Origin of the sequence: Faecalibacterium sp. I2-3-92 (assembly GCF_023347315.1) — a bacterium.
Classification (GTDB): domain Bacteria; phylum Bacillota; class Clostridia; order Oscillospirales; family Ruminococcaceae; genus Faecalibacterium; species Faecalibacterium duncaniae.
Genome location: NZ_CP094470.1, coordinates 312,320 through 333,446, shown reverse-complemented (window position 1 = coordinate 333,446; position 21,127 = coordinate 312,320). Strand labels below are relative to the sequence as shown.

Sequence of the window (21,127 nt, the reverse complement as noted above, 5' to 3'; positions counted from 1 at the left end):
ATAGGTTCTTGTATCATGCAAAAATAAGGGTGCGTGGAACACACAGCACAGTGTTCCCGCACCCTCATTTTACCGCATTGTACCGTACAGGTCAATAACGGGATTCAAGTTAAATTTTGCTCAGCTGCGGGCCCTGGGCGGTATCTTTGACAGCCCAGCCCATCTCGGTGAGCTGCGCGCGGATAGCATCCGCAGCGGCCCAGTCCTTGGCCTTCTTGGCGGCGGCACGCTTTTCCACCAGCTCCGTCACCTCAGCGGGCACCTCGTCCTTCTTGCGGTTGTACATCAGGCCCAGCACGCCGGTGATCTCATCGAACGCCTTGGCGGCAGCCTCCAGCGCAGCCTTGGAGGAGGCAGCGGACAGGGTGTTGATCTCCTTGACCAGATCGAACACGGCAGCCAGCGCATCGGGGGTGTTCAGGTCATCGTCCATGGCCTTGCAGAACTTGGCGCGGGCCTCGTCGGCCTTGGCGGTCAGGGTCTCATCGGTGCCGAACGCGGTCTTGCTCAGGGCAAAATCGAGGTTCTCGCGGCAGGTGTAAAGGCGCTCCAGGCTGTTCTTGCAGCTCTCGATGAGGTCCACGGTGTAGTTCAGGGGCATCCGGTAGCCTGCGGTCAGCATGAAGTAGCGGATGGGCTCGTAGCCGTAGAGGTCTGCCACATCGCGGACGGTGAAGAAGTTGTGCAGGCTCTTGGACATCTTCTGGTTATCCACGTTGATGAAGCCGTTGTGCATCCAGTAGTGGGCAAACTCGCAGCCGTTGGCGCACTCGCTCTGGGCGATCTCGTTCTCGTGGTGGGGGAAGATCAGATCCTGACCGCCGCAGTGCAGGTCGATGGTCTTGCCCAGATGGGTGCGGCTCATGGCGCTGCACTCGATATGCCAGCCGGGGCGGCCCATGCCATAGGGGCTTTCCCAGGCGGGCTCGCCGGGCTTGGCAGCCTTCCAGACGGCAAAGTCGGCGGGGTCTTCCTTCAGGTCATCCTCCATCTGGCTGCGCAGCTCGCGGTTGCCGCTCTCCAGATCGTCCAGCTTGAGGTGGCTCAGTTTGCCGTATTCCGGGTCGCTCTTGACGCGGAAGTAGACATCCCCGTTCTTGGCAACGTAGGCGTGGCCGGAATCAATCAGGTCCTTGACGATGTCCAGGATCTGCTGGATGTGCTCCGTTGCACGGGGCTGCACCGTGGGCTTTTTGCAGTTCAGACCGGCGGCATCCTTGAGGTACTCGGCCTCAAAGCGCTGGGCCACTTCCTTCATGGAGGTGCCCTCCTCCTGGCCCTTCTTGATGAGCTTGTCATCAATATCGGTGATGTTGGAGACATAGATGACCTTGTTGCCGCGGTATTCCAGGTAGCGGCGCAGGGTATCGAACACGATCAGCGGGCGGGCATTGCCGATGTGGATATAGTTGTAAACGGTGGGGCCGCAGACGTAGATGCGGTATTCGCCGGGCACCTGCGGCACAAACTCTTCCTTCTGTCGGGTCAGGGTGTTGAAAATCTGCATAAGAACTCTCCTTCTTGTAGGGCAAACAAAAGCCGCAGCAGAACCTCTCAGTCTCGCTTCGCTGACTTACGAAAACAGAGAAGTAAAAAAGCCCCCGATGTGATACAATCTCCCATATCACATCGAAGGCGGTTTTCAAAATCGCGGTTCCACTTCTGTTTGTCGCTCAAAGCCGATAACGGCGGCTGCCGCGCCGCGATACTCCCCAGCAGGTTTCCCGCGGCGTGCTGTCCGGGCGCACTTCACACACGCTGCTGCAAACAGGCTCCCAGCCAACGGCCCGTTCTCTCTGTCCAGCTCACCTTTGCGCTACTCTGCCCGGGTAAACGCATTTTTCCTGATACATCTGTATTATAGCCGGGCCGGGGGGAGAAGTCAAGCAGAACGCAGGCGCTGGCATTTCAGCGGCAGCTCTGCGCCGATTCAATCGATCTCGTGCTTTTTACAGAAGTGCTTGCTGGCAAAGTACATTCCCGCCCAGATGGCGATGGCAAGCACGAGGTAGAACGGGTTCTTCATGGCGGACACCAGCGACTGCCCGAAAAGGGCCATCATGGCCACCATCACGCCCTTGCCCAGCAGCATGGTGACAAGGTAGCGCTTCTCGTCAAAATCAGAGATGCCGAAGGCAAAGTGCATAAAGGACGAGGGCGTAAAGGGCAGGAGCGACAGCATGAACAGGGACGCGGTGTCGAACCGGCTGACCCATTGCTCCGCCTTTTGCAGCTTGGCCGAGCGGCGGGCAAATTTCCAGAAAAAACGCTTGACGACACGCCGCCAGAGCAGGAACATCACAGTGCCGCCCAGCATCACCCCGGCCCAGCTGTACACAAAGCCCAGAAGCCCGCCGTGGGCCGCAACATTCAGCGCCACAATGGCAATGAGCGGCAGCGGCGGAAAAAAGGATTCCACCATCGCAAGGATCACGGGCGCAATGGGGCCAAGGCCGCCAAAGCCTTCCAGCAGGGCCTCCCAGAATTCCAGCGTTCCCAGCTGGTGGAGCCAGCCTATCATCGTCATTTCCATCCCGCGTGTTCCTTCCCTCTCATTTTTCTTTAGTATATCCGGTTTCTATGACACGCCCGTGAACAAAATACGAGCTTTTTTTGTCATATCACCTATACTACGAGACTGCGGGGGCCTTTCCTGCACAGGGCGGGGATCTTTATGCTTTTCCGGCGGCTTCAGCGGCGGCCTTTTCGGCCCGGGCCTGCATCCGCTCGATCTGCTGGGCGCGCATCCGCTCCCAGCGGGCAAGTCCGGCTTCGTCCGGGATCTGGACACAGCGGGCAAAGCTCCAGTGCAGGCCGTCCCGCCGGGCCAGCTTGTAGCGCTGGAATACGCCCTTTCCAACCTCATTGCCGGTACCGGCGCAGGCAGGGCAGACAGACAGAGTATACCAGCCGCTGTTGCCCTTTTTCAGCCAGATATCATCCGGCTGCAGATCCCCGCCGCACACCGGGCAGCTGGCAGTGATGATCTTTGGGTCGCTGCGCCAGGTGGACTGCTCCACATAGCCGCGGAACACCCGGAAGTCCCGGTAATCGCCGGGGGCGGGGCAGAGGCTCGCCCGCAGGGATTCCTCCTCGGTGGGGTAGGCCGCCAGACCCGCCCGCAGGTCAAGCTTGCGGCAGACATCGGCGGTGTAAAGGGTATCGGACAGGGCATCGTGGAACGGGCGCTCCATCGGGATGCCCATCCGGGTCACAACGCTTTCCAGCGTCATGCCCTCGCCCTCCTTGCGGGGGTGCTCCCGCAGGAAGATCTGCTGCAGATCATACCACTGGGTGGGGCGGCTCTCGTCCAGATTGCAGAGGAAAAGGTTCTGCTTGAGCACCGGCACGTCATCCATGCCCCACTCGGCAAACTCGGCATCCGGGCCGCACCACTGCATAAAGCGGCGCAGCCCCTGCACGATGGGCTCGCCCCGGTCCAGGTCGGCCTGGGTCAGGCCCGTCACCTTGGCGATGTGGTGCTGCAGGGTGCGGAAAATGCGGGGCCGCAGGTGGATGGAGAAGGTATCCAGCACGTTGGCATCCTCGTCGATCTTCACCGCGCCGATCTCGATGATCTCGCCCCGGAAGGTCTGCTGCACGCCATGATAATTAAAGGGATACGGCTTATAGCCGATGTTCCATTCCAGATCAAATAAAACCAGATTGCGTGGCATTGTTGTTTGTGTTCCTCTCAGTTCAGGATAAATTTTTCGATGGCCTCGGCCACGCCGTCGTGGTTGTTGTCGGCGGCGGTGACGTAATCGGCCACAGCCTTGACGGCATCCTCGGCATTCTGCATGGCAACGCCCACCCCGGCATAGGAGATCATGGAGCGGTCGTTCAGGCCGTCGCCGCAGGCCATCAGGTTCTCCCGGGTCAGGCCCATCCGCTCCAGCAGGGCGGCAAGGCTCCTGTCCTTTGCCACGCCCAGCGGCACGGCCTCGATGAAGAAGGGGCTGGAGGGGTACAGGTCGATCCGGCCCGCAAACTGCTCCTTTCCGGCGGCACAGACAGCATCCCGCCGGGCAGGGTCAAGGGTGATGAGCATTTTGCAGATCGGATAGTCCACATAGGAGGCCAGATCATCCACATGGAGCATCGGCAGCTTTGTGGTAAAGCACTCCTTGTTTGCCCACACGTCCTGATCCCGCTCACACACGATGCCCTCGCTGTTATAGGTCAGGATGGCCACATCCTGCCGGGCTGCAAATTCGCAGAGCTCCGGGACGAACTCCGCTCCCAGCTGCACCTGATACAAAGCCTCGCCGGTCACGCAGTCCACGATCTTGCCGCCGTTGTAGGCCAGCACACAGCCGCCCTTTTTGTCCAGCCCCAGCTCCTTTGCCAGCGGCAGAATGCCCGCTGTGGGGCGGCCGGAGGCCAGCACGATGGTCACACCCTGTGCGGCGGCGGCATCCAGCGCCGCGCGGGTGCGGGGGGTAACGATCTTTTCGTCATTGGTCAGGGTGCCGTCCAAGTCCAGAGCCAGCACCCGGATATTCGATCTTGCCATGATTTTTATTCCTCGTTCTCAGGCAGGGGCTTCCCGCCGGATATTTTATTACTTACCCATCTATTTTACAATGCTTTCCCTTTTCTGTAAAGCAGGAAACCTGTTCCCCGCCCAGGGACAAGCAAAAAAGCCGCCCGGCGAGCAAAACCGGACGGCTGAGAAGGAAGAAAACGCGGTGTTACAGGATATCGATGTATTCCCCGGCCAGCGCCTTGTTCATGCTGCGGACGGCGCAGAACTTGCCGCACATGGAGCAGGTGTCGCTGTGGTCATCCTCAGGCAGGCGGGCATCCCGGATGGCCTTGGCGGTCTCGGGGTCGAGAGCGCAGGCGAACTGGGCATCCCAGTCCAGCACGCGGCGGGCATCGCCCATCTTGTCGTCGATATCCCGGGCATGGGGGATGCCCTTGGCGATATCGGCCGCATGGGCGGCGATCTTGGAGGCCACGATGCCCTGCTTCACATCGTCCACGTTGGGCAGAGCCAGATGCTCGGCGGGGGTGACATAGCACAGGAAGGCTGCACCGCTCATGGCGGCAACGGCACCGCCGATGGCAGCCGTGATGTGGTCATAACCGGGGGCAATGTCGGTGACGAGGGGTCCCAGCACATAGAAGGGAGCGCCCATGCAGATGCTCTTCTGCACCTCCATGTTGGCGGCCACCTGATTCAGGGGCACATGGCCCGGGCCCTCCACCATGACCTGCACGTTGTGTGCCCAGGCGCGCTTGGTCAGCTCGCCCAGACGCACCAGCTCTTCGATCTGGCAGACATCGGTGGCATCGGCCAGGCAGCCTGGGCGGCAGGCATCGCCCAGCGAGATGGTCACGTCGTGCTCGGCGCAGATCTCGCAGATCTCGTCAAAGTGCTCGTAGAAGGGGTTCTCGTTGCCGGTCATGCTCATCCAGGCAAACACCAGAGAGCCGCCGCGGCTGACGATGTTCATCTTCCGCTTGTGGGTGCGGATCTGCTCGATGGTCTTGCGGGTGATGCCGCAGTGCAGGGTGACAAAGTCCACGCCGTCCTCAGCGTGCAGGCGCACCACATCGATGAAGTCCTGCGCGGTCAGGGTAGCAAGGTCGCGCTGATAGTGGATGACGGAATCGTACACGGGCACAGTGCCGATCATCACGGGGCACTCGTGGGTCAGCTTCTGGCGGAAGGGCTGGGTGTTGCCGTGGCTGGACAGATCCATGATGGCTTCCGCGCCCATATTGACGGCGCTCATCACCTTTTCCATCTCCACGTTGTAATCCTTGCAGTCGCGGGAAACGCCCAGGTTCACGTTGATCTTGGTGCGCAGCATGGAGCCGATGCCCTCGGGGTTCAGGCAGGTGTGGTGCTTGTTGGCGGGAATGGCCACCTTGCCCTCAGCCACCAGCTGACGGATCTCCTCCGTGGTGCGGTATTCCTTTTTGGCCACGATCTCCATTTCCGGCGTGACGATGCCCTTGCGGGCAGCGTCCATCTGTGTGGTGTAGTTCTGCATGGTACTTTCCTCCAAATGTTTCTTTTATCTTGAACAGCGCTTTGCGCGCTGAACGTACCGGAAATAGGTTTTTGCGCAGCCTTTCCTCTGTGCGCAATTGGCTCCCCCTTTGGGGAAGCTGGCATCGCGCCGGCGATGACTGAGAGGGCGAGCCGCCTTACAGCTGCTCCGCCAGTGCCTTCAGCTCCCTGCACTCGGCCTCGATGTCTTCCGCGCCGAAGATCGCGCTGACAAGGGCCACACCGTTCACGCCGGTGCCCTTGAGCCGGAGCAGGTTCTCCTTGTGGATGCCGCCGATGGCCACAACGGGGATGTCCACGGCATCGCAGATAGCTTTCATCATGCCCTCGGGCAGAACGTCCACGTCTGCCTTGGTGTGGGTAGAGAAAGCTGCACCCACGCCCAGACAGTCGGCACCGTGCCGGACGGCCTCCAGAGCCTCCTCCACGCTGTGGACGGATACGCCGATCATCATCTCATCGCCCACGCGCTGGCGCACCTGAGCAGCGGCCATATCCTCCTGCCCCACATGGATGCCCTCGGCGTGGCAGCGGATGGCAATGTCCACGTTATCGTTGATGAAAAAGGGCACATTGTATTTTTTGCACAGGTCGTGGAGCTCAAATGCCTCCTTCAGGAAGGCTTCCTCGTCCAGTTCCTTTTCCCGCAGCTGAACACAGGTCACGCCGCCCTTCAGGGCGCTCTCCACCTGCTGATAGAGGGTCTGACCGCCCACCCAGGCACGGTCGGTGACGGCGTAGAGCCGCATATATTCTTCAGCGCACTTCATACTTGGCACCCTCTTCCAGCTGAGCCGGAGTCATATGATAAATGGCATCAATGATGTAATTGCGGTAGGTAGCGTTGCCGTCCAGCGGGGTCAGCCGTGCATGGGCGATCTCGCCCGCAAGGCCCATGGCGCAGACGGCGGCAGCCGCAGCCTCCAGCGGCTGGCTGGGGTTGGCGGTGATAAAGGCCGCCGTCAGGGCAGAGAGCTGGCAGCCCGTGCCGGTGATGGCACTCATCATCGGGTGGCCGTTGCGGATGCAGTAGGCTTTTGCCCCATCGGCCACGATGTCAATGGCACCGGTAATGGCCACAACGGCACCGGTCTTTGCGGCAAATGCCTTGGCAAAGGCCACCGCGCCGTCCAGGTTTTCCTCGGTGACCCTGTCGGCCACATCGGCATCCACGCCCTTGGTGGTGCCCGCGCCGGAAGCCAGCGTCTTTACCTCGGAGATATTGCCCCGGATGACCGTGAACCGCACCTCGTCCAGCAGGCGGTAGGCCGTCTCGGTGCGCAGGGCGGAAGCGCCTGCGCCCACAGGGTCCAGCACCACGGGGTGGCCCAGTGCATTGGCCTTTTTGCCTGCCCTGAGCATGGATTCAATGGTGCGGCTGTTCAGGGTGCCGATGTTGATGTTCAGCCCGCCGCAGATGGTGGTGATGTCCTCCACCTCGGCGGCATCGTCGGCCATAATGGGCGAAGCACCGCAGGCCAGCACCATATTGGCGCAGTCGTTCACGGTGACGTAGTTGGTGATATTATGGATCAGGGGGCTTTTGGTGCGGACATTGGCAAACTGCTCTGCGAACATGACGCACCCCCGTCAGGAAAGGCTGTTCTGCATGGAGCGCAGGGCACCGGAGTGCTGCAGGCTGTACACCAGCACACCCGCAATGACCGCACCCACAGCGGTGGAGATGAGGAAGGGCACGATGTAGGCATAGAACGCGATGTCACCGGCGCTCTTGCCCATCAGGCAGATGGCCACCGGGTAAGCGCACAGGCCGCCCAGAATGCTGGTGCCGAACACCTCGCCCACCAGGGTGGCGATCAGGTTTTTGGTCTTTGCGTAGACCAGGCCGCAGAGCAGGGCACCGAACATGCTGCCCGGGAAGGCCATCAGGCTGCCCAGACCCAGGATATTGCGGAGCAGCGAAGCCACAAAGGCCACGCCCACGCCCCACCAGGGCCCCAGCAGCACAGCGCAGAGCACATTGACCATGTGCTGCACAGGGGCGCACTTGCTGCCGAACATCGGGAAGCTGAACACACTGCCCACCACGCACAGGGCGCAGAACATTCCAGCGAGAGCCAGCTTTTTCACAGAGAATTTTTTCATTGGAAACTCCTCTTTCTCAAAAAGCGGTCGAGGCTTGCTGGCCTCCTCTCACGCCGGAACACGGCTTCCCATCGCAGTTATTTCAAGGCTCAGGGCGCTCCCCCTCAGCCCGGAGCCGCCCGTTGCGGCGGCTTGCGGCAACAAAAAACAGGAGACACCACAGCGGTGCCTCCTGCAAAAAATCATTTTCCTATGACTTCCTACGGCGGCATTATCCGCATCAGGTCAAGGGTCGAAGTTTGGTTACTTCCTCTCAGCCCGCCTTACGAGCTCCCCTGTGTTTTGTTTTTCGTAGGGTATTGTACACCCGCCGGGGCAAAAAAGCAAGAACAAGTTTTTCTTTCGCCTTTTTGCCAAATCGCTTTTACAATTTTCCGGATTATGTTATACTTATCCCAAATTTCGCAGCGCCCGGGGGAGCCATTTCCCGCTTTGGGGCACTGCCCGGCACAAAAGGAGATTGAAGTTATGGGTCTCATCAAAGCAGCCATGGGCGCGGCATCCGGCGTGATGGGCGACCAGTGGAAGGAATATTTTTATTGTGACGCTCTGCCTGCGGAGGTGCTGGCCGTCAAGGGCCAGAAGCGGACCAACGGCCGCTCCGCCAACCGGCACGGCAGCGAAAACGTCATCTCGGACGGCTCTGTGATCGCCGTGGCCGACGGCCAGTGCGTGCTGATTGTGGAGCAGGGCAAGGTGGTGGACCTCTGTGCCGAGCCCGGCGAGTACACCTACAGCACCGGCACCCAGCCCTCCCTGCTCAGCGGCGGGCTGAAGAACATCGACAGCGTGTTTGCCGAGCTGGGCAAGCGATTCAGCTTTGGCGGGCAGGCCGGTTCCGACCAGCGCATCTACTATATCAATACCCGGGAGCTCACCGGCAACAAGTACGGCACCCCCAACCCGGTGCCTTTCCGGGTGGTGGACCAGCGCGCCGGTATCGATATCGACATCGGCATCCGGTGCTTCGGCGAATACAGCTACCGGGTGGTCAACCCCATCCTGTTTTACACCAATGTCTGCGGCAATGTGGAAAACGCCTACACCCGCGACGCGCTGGACGGCCAGCTCAAAACCGAGCTGATGACCGCCCTGCAGCCCGCCTTTGCCCGGATCAGCGAGCAGGGCATCCGCTACTCCGCCCTGCCCGGCCACACCGCCGAGCTGGCCGAGGCCCTGAATCAGGAGCTGAGCGCCAAGTGGAGCAGGCTGCGCGGCATCGAGATCGTCTCTCTGGGCGTTTCCGGTGTCAAGGCCAGCGAAGAGGACGAGCAGATGATCAAGGAGCTGCAGCGCAGTGCGGCCTTTATGGACCCCACCCGCGCCGCCGCGCATCTGGTGGGCGCACAGGCCTCCGCCATGCAGGCTGCCGCCTCCAACACCGCTACCGGCCCCGCCATGGCCTTTATGGGGATGAACCAGGCTGCTGCAGCGGGCGGTGTCAACGCCCGGGATCTCTACCAGATGGGCGGCCAGCAGACCGCCGCGCAGCCTCAGGCCGCACCGGCCGCTGGCTGGACCTGCAGCTGCGGCCACACCGGTAACACGGGCAAGTTCTGTGCCGAATGCGGCAAGCCCCGGCCCGAAGCCCCGGCTGTCTGGGTGTGCAGCTGCGGTGCAAAGAACAGCGGCAAATTCTGCTCGGAGTGCGGCAGACCCCGGCCCGCCGCCAAGTGCGCCAACTGCGGCTTTGTACCCGCCGACCCGGCCAACCCGCCCAAGTTCTGCCCCGAGTGCGGCAAGCCCTTTGGGGCCTGAGAGGGGTCTGACGCATGGCTGAAAAGACAACGAATTATCAGTGCCCGGCCTGTACCGGCCCCCTGCACTACGATGGTGCCAGCGGCAAGCTGGTCTGCGATTACTGCGGCTCGGCCTACGACGTAAAGGACATCGAGGCCCGCTACGCCAAAAAGCAGGCCGCTGCCGACACTGCCGCCGAGGGCGATGCCAAAAAAGCCGCCCGCCTGCCCCGGCAGGACAGCCCGGTGTGGAGCGAGGCCGAGGCGGAGGGCCTGAACAGCTACTCCTGCCCCACCTGCGGGGCCGAGCTGGTCTGTGACGAGACCACCGCCGCCACCACCTGCCCCTACTGCGGCAACCCCACAGTGCTGGGCGGCAAGCTCTCCGGCAAGCTGAAGCCGGAGTACATCCTGCCCTTCAAGCTGGACAAAAAGGCCGCCATTGCCCAGCTGACCAGATATTACAAGGGCAAGGCCTTCCTGCCCAAGGCGTTCAAGAGCCAAAACCACATCGCGGAGATCCAGGGCGTATATGTCCCCTTCTGGCTCTACGATGCCAAGGCCGACGCGCGCGGCCGGTACGAGGGCCAGAACTCCGAGAGCCACCGCGAGGGCGATTACATGGTGACCACCACCCAGCACTACGATGTGCGCCGCGAGGGCTCGGCCGCCTTTGCCAAGGTGCCGGTGGACGGCTCCAGCAAGATGCCCAACACCCACATGGATGCCATTGAGCCCTTTGATTACGGTGACCTGAAGCCCTTCTCCACGGCCTACCTGCCCGGCTATCTGGCCGACCGGTATGACGAGGATGCCGATGCCTGCGCCGAGCGCGCCTACCGCCGGATGTACAACTCCACGGCCGATGCGCTCCACGCCACCACCGGCGGCTACAGCGAGATCCACCCCATTTCCGAGAATATCAACGTGGATATGACCCACGCCCACTACGCCCTGCTGCCGGTCTGGATGCTCCACACCCGGTGGAAGGACAAGGACTTCCTGTTCGCCATGAACGGGCAGACCGGGCGGCTCATCGGCGACCTGCCGGTGGACAAGAGCCGGGTGGCCGCGTGGTTTGCGGGCATCAGCCTGCCCCTGATGGCAGTGCTGGCGTTCCTGCTGTTGTTATAAGGGGGTGGCAGAATGAAACACACTGCAAAACGCTTTGCTGCCCTGCTGGCCGCACTGGTGCTGGCGCTCTGCCTGAGCATCCCCGCCTTTGCCGCCGCACCGCTGGTGCGGGACGAGATGGGCCTGTTCGATGCGGATACTTACAGCCAGCTGGAAGCTTCCGCCGAAGCCGCCAGCGACGGCCACGACTGCGACGTATATTTTCTGGTAGTGGACAGCATCGGTGACACCGACCAGCGCCAGTACGCCAAAGATTACTACCTTGCCAACGGTCTGGGCAGCGGCTCTGAACAGAGCGGCATCCTCTTCCTGCTGGCAGTCGGCTCCCGCAAGTATGTCACCATCACCTACGGCGGCGGTGTGACAGCCTTTACCGATTACCGCATCGAGCAGATCGAAGATGCCGTTGTTCCCTATCTCTCGGACAACGACTGGGCCGAGGCCGCCTCCGAGTACCTCTCCATGTGCGCCGACACGCTGGATTTCTACACTGAGCACGGCGAACCGCTGGATGTTGACAACGATACCAGCGGCTGGCCCATCCTGCTCCTCATCGTCATCGGCGTGCCCATGATCATTGCCGGTATCGTCTGCGGCGTGCTGTACAGCCAGATGAAAACAGCCCGGCTCAAGACTGAGGCCAACGATTACATCGGTGCAGGCTTAAAGCTGCGGGTGCAGGTGGACAACTACACCCACACCGACCGCGTGCAGGTCTACGATCCGCCCCACGAGGAGAGCAGCAGCTCCGGCGGCTCCTCCGTGGACAGCGACGGCTTTGGCGGCTCCTCCGGCGGCTCGTTCTGAGCGCCCTTTTCTCCAGCAATAAACCACCGGTTCTGCCGGTGGTTTTCGCTTGTTTTTATTTCCGTGTAACATGCAAAAGAAAGGAAACCCAACGAATGTCAAAGAAGATCACCGCCCTGATTCCCGGAGCCGCACTGGCACTGGGCATCGCCTGCATCGCCAAGTGGCTGGAAACGCTGGAAAGCAGCGCCGGGCTCCACCTCATTGGCGCATCAGTCATCGCCCTGTTTATCGGCATGGCTATCAATGCGTTTTTCCAGCCCAACAAAACAACCGCGCCGGGCATCAAATTCACCTCTAAGAAGGTCCTGAAATTCGCCATTGTCCTTCTGGGTGCCAGCCTGAACATCCGCACCGTGCTGACCGTGGGCCGTTTTTCGCTGACGGTCATGCTCTTCACCCTGGCCACCTGCTTTGGGCTGGGCGCGCTGATCGGCAAAGCGCTCGGGCTCAACTGGAAAACCAGCAGCCTGATCAACGCCGGAACCGGCATCTGCGGCGGCTCTGCCATTGCCGCCATTGCGCCGGTGATCGAGGCCGATGACATGGACATCGCCTACGGTATGTCCGCCACCTTCCTGTTCGATACGGCGATGATCGTTGTGTTCCCGCTCCTTGGCCGGTGGCTTGGGCTTTCCGATGCCGCATTCGGTCTCTGGGCCGGTACGGCGGTCAATGATACTTCGAGCGTTGTAGCCACCGGCTACGCTTTCAGTGAAGCAGCCGGCGACTTTGCAACGATGGTCAAGCTGACCCGCACGCTGGCGATCATTCCGGCTGTTCTGGTCTTTGCCGCCATCAACCTGCACCTGAAAAAGAAAGAGAGTGCTCAGGCCAACGGTGTCAAGGTGCGCATCCGTTCCATTTTCCCCTGGTTCATCCTTGCGTTCCTTGCCATGTCCCTGCTGACCAGTCTGGGCCTTCTGCCCGCCGGGCTGGTTTCCGGCCTGAAGACCATCAGCAAGTTTCTGATGGTCGCGGCCCTGGCGGCCATCGGTCTGAACACGAACTTTAAATCTCTCTGCCGTTCCGGCGCAAAGCCCATGCTGCACGGCTTCATCATCTCCACATTGGTCGTTCTGGTCGCCATTGGCGTTGAGTACATGATCGGCATTGCACCCTACGGCACGCTGTAACGCTCCTGCCAGCTGAATTTTCCTACAAAGAAAGAGCAGTGCTCTCCAATGGGTCCACCCACCGGAAGCACTGCTCTTTTATTGTTCTGCTTCGCTCCACAAACGCGAAGTTATCTGGTTGATGCCATTTTATCAGTCGGCCATGATCTCCTGAGAGCCCCATAGGAGATTAAGAAGTTCGCAAGCCAACCAGCTGGTACAGCAAGCCAGACAAAGGCAATGCCGAAACGCGGTGCACAGATCAGGGCAACGGACAGACGAATCGCAAGGTTCACCATGTTTGCAACGAGGAACGGACGCATAATTCCGAGACCGCGAAGGACTCCATCGGTTGCCATCTTGATACCCATGAAGATGAAAAAGTAACCAAGCCACCTCATATAGTCACCAGACACCTGATAGGCCAACGCCGTTCCGTCTTTTCCCAAGAACAGCGAGGAAATCTGCGTGTGCAGCGCTTCAATGACCACAAACGCAATGGCTGCAAAGCACAGATCCAGCACCAGTGCAGCGTGGTACCCTTTTTTGATGCGTTGGGGCTTGCCTGCGCCAAGGTTTTGGGAAACAAACGGCGAAACCGCATTGCCGATGGAGACAAAAATCAAAGAGAACACATTCTCTACTCGCATCGTCGCCGAATAGCCTGCCAGCGCCTGTGTACCGAATGGATTTACAACTGCCTGTACAATCAGCATACCGATGGACACCGTAGACTGCTGAAGAATCGACGGCACGGCAATTTGCAGCATGGATTGCAGCCCCTGCCAGTCAAATCGTTGAAATGGGCTCTCGTATCGCCGCATCCGATGAAGAAAAATCAGAAAGGAAAATACAGCGGAAATGCCTTGGGCAATCAAGGTTGCAAGAGCGGCACCGAACACGCCCAGACCAAGCCCAGCAACCATCCAAAGGTCCATAAAAATATTCAGGACAGAAGAAAAAATCAGGAGTGCCAAGGGAATTCTTGATTCACCGATGGAGGTGAACATGTTGGAGAGAATGTTATACATAAACAAGAACGGAAAGCCCGCAAAATAGACCCGCAGATACAGCACCGCCTCATCCAGAATGTCGGGAGGGGTTTGCAAGCCCCGCATCATCGGGAGGGAAAAGCATAAGCCAAAAACGCCAAGGACAATGCTCAGAATCAAAAAACTGAGCAAGGACGTTGACACAATGGTTTTCATTTTGCCATATTCTTTGGCACCGAAATAGCGGCTCACCAGCACACCGGCACCTACGCCGGCTCCCAGTGCCACACAAATAAACACATTGGTCAATGCTGCACAGGCACCGACAGCTGCAAGTGCAGAAGAACCAACAAACTGGCCGACAATAATGGAGTCGGCCATATTGTATATTTGCTGAAAAAAACTCCCAAGAATCATCGGCATTGCAAAAACCGTCAACGCTTTGAGGGGCGTATCGGTTATCAAATACTCATCTTTCGACATTCTCATATTCCTCCTTGGTACTTGTATTGTGGTATCCGCTTTATTTGCCTTCACAACCTCCGAGTTATTGAACTGAGCCGAGTATACCACACTCTCCTCACAAATACTACCACACAAAAAACTCCCATGCTCACATCGGAAGATGCTGTGCATGGGAGTTTTTGCTGCGCCTGTTACGGCGTATTGTTACTTATTGAAGGTTTCCTCGTTCAGCAGGCCCTCGCTCTTGGCAACGCAGATGCTGGCAACTGCATCACCCACCACGTTCAGGGAGGTGACCAGCATCTCGATGGGGCGGTTGATGGCCAGGATCAGGGAGTAGGCCAGCAGAGCGCCGTCGTTGACGAAGCCCATGCCGGACAAGATGGTAAACAGGATGACAGCCCCAGCGCCGGGAGCGGCGGGGGTACCCACAGATGCCAGCAGGGCCAGCAGGGCGACCACGACCAGCTGGCCGGGGGTGACGGTGTAACCGGCACAGCCTGCAATGAACACGGTGGCAATGACCTGCATGATGGCGGTGCCGTCCATGTTGATGGTCATGCCCAGCGGCAGGACGAAGGAAGCGATGCTCTCATCCACGCCGAACTCTTCCTCGCACACCTTGATGTTCAGGGGCAGGGTGGCGGCGCTGGAGGAGGTGGAGAAGCCAAACACTGCCACGTTGGCGATCTTGCGGATGAAGGTGAAAGGGTCCAGCTTGGCACCCAGTGCAATGACCAGCGGGTAGGCAATGATCAGAAAGGCCAGCAGCAGGACCACCGTGACCACCACATAGACCAGCGCGGGCTTGAGGTAATCGATGCCGTAGATGGCGAAGGTACGGGTCAGCAGCACAAAGACTGCAAAGGGAGCAAAGTTGCTGACGATGAAGTTCAGGAACACGACCACCACATCGTTGACCTCGCCCAGCAGGCGGCGCAGGGTCGCGGTGCGGCTCTCGCCCAGGGTGTTCATGCTCAGGCCGATGGCCACTGCCAGGAACACGCTGGAAAGCACAGCGCCATTGCTGCCAAAGGCAGTGATGATGTTGGAGGGGATGATGTTCAGCACCACGTTCAGGGGGTTGGAACCGGTGGAACCGCTGGCTTCTGCCAGACCCTCGATGCGGGTGTTGAACAGGCCCATGGAGTAGGTGCCGTAGCCCACACAGCCTGCCAGCAGCAGCGCCAGGAAGGAGCACAGCAGGAACCAGAACAGGGTCTTTGCGGAAATGCGGCCCATGGTGCGGGTGTCTGCAATGCTGCCGATGGCCAGCGAAATGGAGGTAAAGACCATGGGGATGATCACCAGCTGCAGCGCCTTGATGAAGAGCTGGCCGATGATGTAGAAGATGCCAAAGGAACGCTCAGCGCCCTCGGCGGTGATATCCTGGAACAGCAGGTTGTTGATGGTGGTCCAGGTCTGTGCCTGACCGCTGGCGTTCAGATGCTCCCGCAGGAACATAAAGGCCAGACCGGCCACCAGGCCGCAGACCAGAGAGATCGCCATGCGTTTTGCAAGGGATAATTCGTGCTTCTTTTTTGTTTCCATATACTTTTCCTCTCACAGTACCGGTTTTTGGCTCACACTTTGCCTACTCTAGCACAACTCCCCCTGCAATGCAAGAGAAAATCGCGCAAAATCCAGCATTTTTTGCAAATAAGTACGACTTTTCTCCGCAAAAATCCCCCGAAAGCACTCTGCCTCCGGGGGATCTGTTCACTTATTTCTTGAACTTGAACATCGGCGTGCCAGCGGCAGCATCGCCGTTTGCAACAACACTGATCTCCGGCAGGTCATCACTGTTGGTCACGATGAGAGCCGTTGCAGTGGGGTGGCCTGCGGCGCGGATGGCTTCCAGATCCACCTTCAGCAGCGGGGTGCCGGCCTTGACCTTGGCCCCTTCTTTGGTCAGGGAGGTAAAGCCCTGTCCTTTCATCTCCACCGTGTCCATGCCGACATGGATCAGCAGCTCAATGCCGTCATCGCTCATCATACCAACGGCGTGCAGGCTTTCGGGCACCTGCGTAACGGTGCCGTCAAAGGGAGCATAAACGGTGTCGCCGGTGGGCTCCACGCCGCAGCCGGGGCCCAGGATCGCGGAGGCAAAGGTCTCGTCAGGCAGCTGCTCCAGCGGGATCACCTTGCCGTCAATGGGAAGCATGACCGTCATCTTCTGGCCGGAAAATTTCGTCTCGGATGCGGCCTTGCCGCCAAAAAGCTTGTCAAAAAAGCCCATAATATAAACCATCCTTCCACGGTGCACAAAGTGCAACCTTTATCCAGTTAAGAATAGCATATCCGCGCGGGAAATACAATCTGCATCCTGCACAAAGAGACGCTCCGCCGTTTGGCAGGTGTGCCCTTACATCAGCTCCAGCAGCTGCTCCACCTCTTCCATCCGGGTGGCCCAGCTGGTGGCAATGCGGACAACGGTGTGGGTATCATCGTACTTCTCCCAGAAGCCGAACTTGGCCTTGCCTTCCAGCGCGGCCAGCTGCTCGTTGGACAACACGATGAACACCTGATTCGTGGGCGAATCCATGAAGAACGAATAGCCCTTTTCGGCCAGTCCCTTCTTGAGCACGGCGGCGGTCTCAATGGCATTTTTGCTGATGGTCTGGTACAGGTCATCGGTGAACAGCACATCGAACTGGATGCCCAGCAGACGGCCCTTTGCCAGCAGAGCGCCCTGCTGCTTGACCATGGTCATAAAGTGAGCCGGTGCGCCGTGGGGGAACACAACTGCCTCGCCGCAGAGCGCACCCACCTTGGTGCCGCCGATGTAGAACACATCGGTCAGGCGGGCCACATCGGCCAGCGTCACATCGGTGCCCTCGGCGGCCAGACCATAGCCCAGACGGGCACCGTCCATAAACAGCGGCATGTGGTACTTATGGCAGACGGCGGACAGCGCTTCCAGCTCTGCCTTGGTGTACAGGGTGCCGTACTCCGACGGGTGGGAGATGTACACCATGCCCGGGAACACGAGGTGGTCCACATTGCCATCGGCATAGAAGGTCCTGCACCAGCCCTCAACAGTCCCGGCATTCAGCTTGCCGTTGGTGTGCGGCAGGCCGATGACCTTGTGGCCCGTGAACTCGATGGCACCGGCCTCGTGGGCAGCCACATGGCCGGTGGATGCGGCCAGCACACCCTCCCAGCGGCGCAGCATCGATGCAATGACGATGGCGTTGCTCTGGGTGCCGCCCGAAATGAACCAGACATCGGCATCCGGTGCGCCGCACGCCGCGCGGATCTTCTCCCGCGCACTGGCGCAATAGGGATCGGTGCCGTAGCCGGAGACCTTTTCAAAGTTGGTCTCCACCAGCTTTTGTAAGATTGCCGGATGCGCACCCTCGCAGTAATCGTTTTCAAAATACAGCATATACTTTCCCCCGCTCTGCATTCAAGATAAACCTATTATCTGCTTTTTGCGCAGGGTTGTCAATGTAGAACCCCCGCATGGGCGGGGAAAAGTATTACACCTTTTTCTCAGCTTTACAAGCGGATCCTTCAGATTCAGCAAATGACACAAAAACCGCCCCGATCTCCTGTTACTGAAACCGGGGCGGTTCGATTGCGTTATTTGTGCTTTTTCAAGCGCTCACGCAATTACTTGCAGGGGTTCTTGATCGCAGCCCGGGCGGGTGCCAAAATTACAGAGCGTTCGGAGTAACGATGATACGTTATTTGTGAATTTCCAGTGTGTTTTACCCCATCTCCGCAATGATCTTCTCCAAATTTTCTTCCTGCAAATAGAATTCCGGCAGTTTTGCCTTGTCATATAGAACGAATGGGCGGCGTTTGCAAGGAGCAGTCACGCACAAAGCGCCCCCGGCTTCCTGTCATGGAAACCGGGGGCGCTGCGGTTTTATGGGAAACGCCTCAGGCGCTGCAAAGCCTCAGTGCAGCAGGGAGCTGACCCATGCCCGGGCGGCCGTCTTGGCCTGGAGCTTATTGTACATCTTCAGGGTGGTGTTGTACACCTTCTGGCTCATGGCATTGCTGGCGTTGGTGGCGGCAGTCTGCTTGGCCTCCAGCGTGTCGGCGGCGGCAACGGCGGCCTTCATATCGGCGTAGTCGGCCATGATCTCCTGCTGGAGCGCGGCGTAGCTGGCCTTGGCTGCAGCCTGATCCTTTGCGGTGACCTGATTGCCATTGCTGCCGTAGGTCAGCAGGTTGGAGAGGGCATCACGCACGCCGTAGAAGGAGTCGGTCCAGTCGTCCGGGTAGGTGTAGTAGCGGCCCTTGGCATCCTGATACCAGATGCCCTCGGTGGGCTGCTCGTCGGAACGGGTGACCTTATGGACCGAGACCTTGTAGACATCTGCGGTGTCGGTGGTCAGCATCGGATAGTAAGGGACGAAGGCGTTGTACACGTCGTCGTCAAAAGCGGTCCACTCGGTAATGGCGGTGTTCAGATCGCCGGTGGCGCTCACCTGGAACAGATGAGTCTCCACATTGCCCGTCTTGCCGATGGGCTCGGTCTGAAAGAAGTGGATGGAATCCTCCACCGAGAACTTCTTGGTCAGCTGGATGTTGGAGTAGACCGGGACGATGGCACCGTTCTCGCCGACGTTGCTGATGGCAAAGTCGGTCTCACTGTAGTTGTCCTTTGTAAAGGTGTCGGTGCCGTACAGGTAGTTCAGGCCGGCTGCCATGCGGTCCGATGTGATGTCGCCGTTGTAGGAGGCATCCAGATCGATGACATTGGCAGCGGCGTCGCCCACAAAGGTACCGGCCTTCTGGGCCACGGAGATCAGGTTGGCAGAGGCCACCACATGGTCGGTGTCATCCAGATCGATCTTGCCCATAGCGGCGATGTTGGGCTGCATGAAGACCACGCTGGAGGAGAGCTTCAGGGCAAGGTAGGTGTGGCCCGTCAGGTTCTCCACGAACCAGGTCTCGTTCTGGTCGGCAATGAACACGCCGGAGCCGCCGGCTGCACCGGCGTTGTCGTAGATGGAGGTCAGCAGAGCAACACCCTCGCGGGCCGTGGAAGCTTCGCTCAGCAGCACCGTGGTGATCTCGGCTTCCTCAATGCCGTTGTCCACATAGGGGTCTACGCTCAGCACGGCGTCGGTGCCGTAGAGAGACTCGGTGGCAGAGACCATGACACCCTTCTCGTTGGTGCCAGCCTCCTCATAGGGGGTGTGCTCGTGGGTGCTGTCGCAGTCCGGGCAGACACCCAGACCGTTGTCGTCCCGGCGGGCGGTGTAGCGGTAGCTGTCGTGGGTGAAGGTGTAGGTAAAGCCGTAGCAGCCCTCGTACACCTCGCCCGCGGTGTGCTTCCCGGCGGGGCTGATGTTGAACAGCTTGTTGTAATCGTTGGTGCCCAGATCCTCGATCCGGCCAAACATGGTGGTGCCATCCTCGGTGAGGTCGCTGCCGACATAGAGTGCCGTGCAGGCGAAGGCGGAAGGAACCACGGCAAGCGTCATCGCACAGGCGATGAAAGCCGCAGCAATTTTCTTCTTCAAAGACATAATAGTATCGATCCCTCTCTTGTTGATTGTCGGCATTTCGTCGGCAGGTGTTATAATACACCCATTTTAATGAAAATGCAAGTATTTTCCCGAAATTTTAGCATATATTCGTTTTTATATGGTATATATTCATACTGCGTTTTTCATCTACCCCTCCGTGAGCGCAAAAAACCGCCCCGATCTCCTGTTACGGAAACCGGGGCGGTTCACTTGCATTATTTGTGCTTTTTCAAGCGCTTACGCAATTACTTGCGGGGGTTCTTGATTGCAGCCTGAGCGGGTGCCAAAATTACAGAGCGTTCGGAGTAACGATGATATGTTATTTGTAGTTTTTCAGTGTATCTTAGCCCATCTCCGCAATGATCTTCTCCAGATTTTCTTCCTGCAAATAGAATTCCGGCAGTTTTGCCTTGTCATACCGCATATAGGAAATGTCTTTCGTCCGCTGTTCCAGCAAGTTGGTAAAGAACCGCTCCCAACTGAAGAATTCGCTGCTCTCGATGAAATCTGCCGGATGTTGCAGGATTTCAATAATGTCCGGCTGTCCGAGCAAATCTGCTTTCAGAAGCAGCCATTCCAGCGATTCCGGCAGGTACAAGCTGAACTTTGCGTTGTCCTCCTGCATCAGGCGATAAATGTCGTTCATCTGCGGGCCAAACGCAGCACCGTCCGCAATTACCAGAACCTTCTCGGATTTCATTGGGAAGATCTTCTGTTTGATGTTATCTTTGCCTGCCGCAGGGATACAGACAATTCCGTATTTCTCGCCGACTTTTGTAAACAGCTGATACCCGGAATTTGCATCCTCTGTCAGAAGCTTCTCAACGCTTCCCAGCTCCACATCGCTGGCGGACAGAGAATCGTAAATGGGGTATGCTTTATTATAGGTCCGCTTAAATCGGCTGGTCGTCTTTTTCAGCTCCAGAATTGCATTTACGCTGTACGGCAGGGTACTCAAATCTTCTCTCGTCACAAGCACATAGTAGTTGTCCGTTTTCTGAATCGCACGGGCAAAGTCAAGGCTTGAAACAAAAGTGCTGCCTTCGTCCACGAACACGATAGCATCCTGAATGTCTTTCAGTTGAGCCTCCCAGAGCGCACCGGACAGGACTCTGCACGTTTTGTCACAGACGATCGTAATGCCGCTTTTTCTGCCATAGTTCTCATAGGCACTCAGCATCTCAACCAGCGTCGTCTTGCCTGTTGCACTGTCACCGCGCAGAATCGTGATGTTGCGTTCCAATTCTATGGTAAA

The 21,127-nt window shown here is 58.7% G+C and carries 18 protein-coding genes and 1 riboswitch; of the genes, 4 read left to right on the top strand and 14 right to left on the bottom strand.

Features of this window, described 5'->3' with window-relative positions; all coding sequences use genetic code 11:
• Window positions 1-109: 109 nt before the first annotated feature.
• From cysS to thiW, 8 genes are all read right to left on the bottom strand, one after another.
• The gene (gene cysS / locus MTP42_RS01490; RefSeq protein WP_005930099.1) at window positions 110-1,507 is read right to left on the bottom strand and encodes a cysteine--tRNA ligase; all 1,398 of its coding nucleotides are present in this window, start codon (window positions 1,505-1,507) and stop codon (window positions 110-112) included.
• A gap of 423 nt (window positions 1,508-1,930) precedes the next feature.
• The gene (locus MTP42_RS01485) at window positions 1,931-2,527 is read right to left on the bottom strand and encodes a TVP38/TMEM64 family protein (protein ID WP_249257809.1); all 597 of its coding nucleotides are present in this window, start codon (window positions 2,525-2,527) and stop codon (window positions 1,931-1,933) included.
• Window positions 2,528-2,672: 145 nt separating this feature from the next.
• On the bottom strand, window positions 2,673-3,677 hold the full coding sequence (locus tag MTP42_RS01480) for a 3'-5' exonuclease (RefSeq protein ID WP_249257808.1): 1,005 nt from the start codon (window positions 3,675-3,677) through the stop codon (window positions 2,673-2,675).
• Window positions 3,678-3,694: 17 nt separating this feature from the next.
• Window positions 3,695-4,516: a Cof-type HAD-IIB family hydrolase gene (locus MTP42_RS01475; RefSeq protein ID WP_005930117.1), complete on the bottom strand. Its 822-nt coding sequence runs from the start codon at window positions 4,514-4,516 to the stop codon at window positions 3,695-3,697.
• Window positions 4,517-4,694: 178 nt separating this feature from the next.
• Entirely contained in the window at window positions 4,695-6,005 is a 1,311-nt protein-coding gene (thiC, locus tag MTP42_RS01470) for a phosphomethylpyrimidine synthase ThiC (protein WP_249257807.1), read from the bottom strand.
• 157 nt (window positions 6,006-6,162) lie between these two features.
• Window positions 6,163-6,795 (bottom strand): thiamine phosphate synthase, encoded by a 633-nt coding sequence (gene thiE, locus MTP42_RS01465; protein WP_005930122.1) that lies wholly within the window; start codon window positions 6,793-6,795, stop codon window positions 6,163-6,165.
• On the bottom strand, window positions 6,782-7,603 hold the full coding sequence (gene thiM, locus MTP42_RS01460; protein ID WP_249257806.1) for a hydroxyethylthiazole kinase: 822 nt from the start codon (window positions 7,601-7,603) through the stop codon (window positions 6,782-6,784). Before thiM ends, thiE begins: the two co-directional genes overlap by 14 nt.
• Before the next feature lie 12 nt (window positions 7,604-7,615).
• Window positions 7,616-8,131: an energy coupling factor transporter S component ThiW gene (thiW, locus tag MTP42_RS01455; RefSeq protein WP_249257805.1), complete on the bottom strand. Its 516-nt coding sequence runs from the start codon at window positions 8,129-8,131 to the stop codon at window positions 7,616-7,618.
• Between the two features lie 180 nt (window positions 8,132-8,311).
• A riboswitch (TPP riboswitch) is annotated at window positions 8,312-8,418 on the bottom strand.
• Window positions 8,419-8,599: 181 nt separating this feature from the next.
• On the opposite strand from thiW, the gene MTP42_RS01450 reads away from it, so the two are divergent.
• From MTP42_RS01450 to MTP42_RS01435, 4 genes are all read left to right on the top strand, one after another.
• Window positions 8,600-9,889 carry an SPFH domain-containing protein gene (locus MTP42_RS01450; RefSeq protein WP_249257804.1) on the top strand — a complete coding sequence of 430 codons (1,290 nt, stop codon included), beginning with the start codon at window positions 8,600-8,602 and terminating at the stop codon, window positions 9,887-9,889.
• Between the two features lie 14 nt (window positions 9,890-9,903).
• Complete coding sequence (locus tag MTP42_RS01445; RefSeq protein ID WP_249257803.1) at window positions 9,904-11,004, top strand: Trm112 family protein; 1,101 nt, start codon at window positions 9,904-9,906, stop codon at window positions 11,002-11,004.
• 12 nt (window positions 11,005-11,016) lie between these two features.
• Window positions 11,017-11,811 carry a TPM domain-containing protein gene (locus MTP42_RS01440; RefSeq protein ID WP_249257802.1) on the top strand — a complete coding sequence of 265 codons (795 nt, stop codon included), beginning with the start codon at window positions 11,017-11,019 and terminating at the stop codon, window positions 11,809-11,811.
• 95 nt (window positions 11,812-11,906) lie between these two features.
• A complete protein-coding gene (locus MTP42_RS01435) occupies window positions 11,907-12,947 on the top strand; it encodes a YeiH family protein (RefSeq protein ID WP_249257801.1) in 1,041 nt (346 codons plus the stop codon).
• A gap of 110 nt (window positions 12,948-13,057) precedes the next feature.
• Here MTP42_RS01435 and MTP42_RS01430 read toward each other — a convergent pair whose 3' ends face one another.
• From MTP42_RS01430 to MTP42_RS01405, 6 genes are all read right to left on the bottom strand, one after another.
• Complete coding sequence (locus MTP42_RS01430) at window positions 13,058-14,407, bottom strand: MATE family efflux transporter (RefSeq protein WP_442899445.1); 1,350 nt, start codon at window positions 14,405-14,407, stop codon at window positions 13,058-13,060.
• Window positions 14,408-14,587: 180 nt separating this feature from the next.
• Entirely contained in the window at window positions 14,588-15,934 is a 1,347-nt protein-coding gene (locus MTP42_RS01425) for a dicarboxylate/amino acid:cation symporter (RefSeq protein WP_207685067.1), read from the bottom strand.
• A gap of 172 nt (window positions 15,935-16,106) precedes the next feature.
• Window positions 16,107-16,622 (bottom strand): PTS sugar transporter subunit IIA, encoded by a 516-nt coding sequence (locus MTP42_RS01420; protein ID WP_249257799.1) that lies wholly within the window; start codon window positions 16,620-16,622, stop codon window positions 16,107-16,109.
• 126 nt (window positions 16,623-16,748) lie between these two features.
• Window positions 16,749-17,771 (bottom strand): threonine aldolase family protein, encoded by a 1,023-nt coding sequence (locus MTP42_RS01415; protein WP_249257798.1) that lies wholly within the window; start codon window positions 17,769-17,771, stop codon window positions 16,749-16,751.
• A 517-nt stretch (window positions 17,772-18,288) separates the two neighbouring features.
• Entirely contained in the window at window positions 18,289-19,872 is a 1,584-nt protein-coding gene (locus MTP42_RS01410) for a C69 family dipeptidase (protein ID WP_249257797.1), read from the bottom strand.
• A 343-nt stretch (window positions 19,873-20,215) separates the two neighbouring features.
• Window positions 20,216-21,115 (bottom strand): hypothetical protein, encoded by a 900-nt coding sequence (locus tag MTP42_RS01405; protein ID WP_249257796.1) that lies wholly within the window; start codon window positions 21,113-21,115, stop codon window positions 20,216-20,218.
• Window positions 21,116-21,127 lie beyond the last annotated feature (12 nt).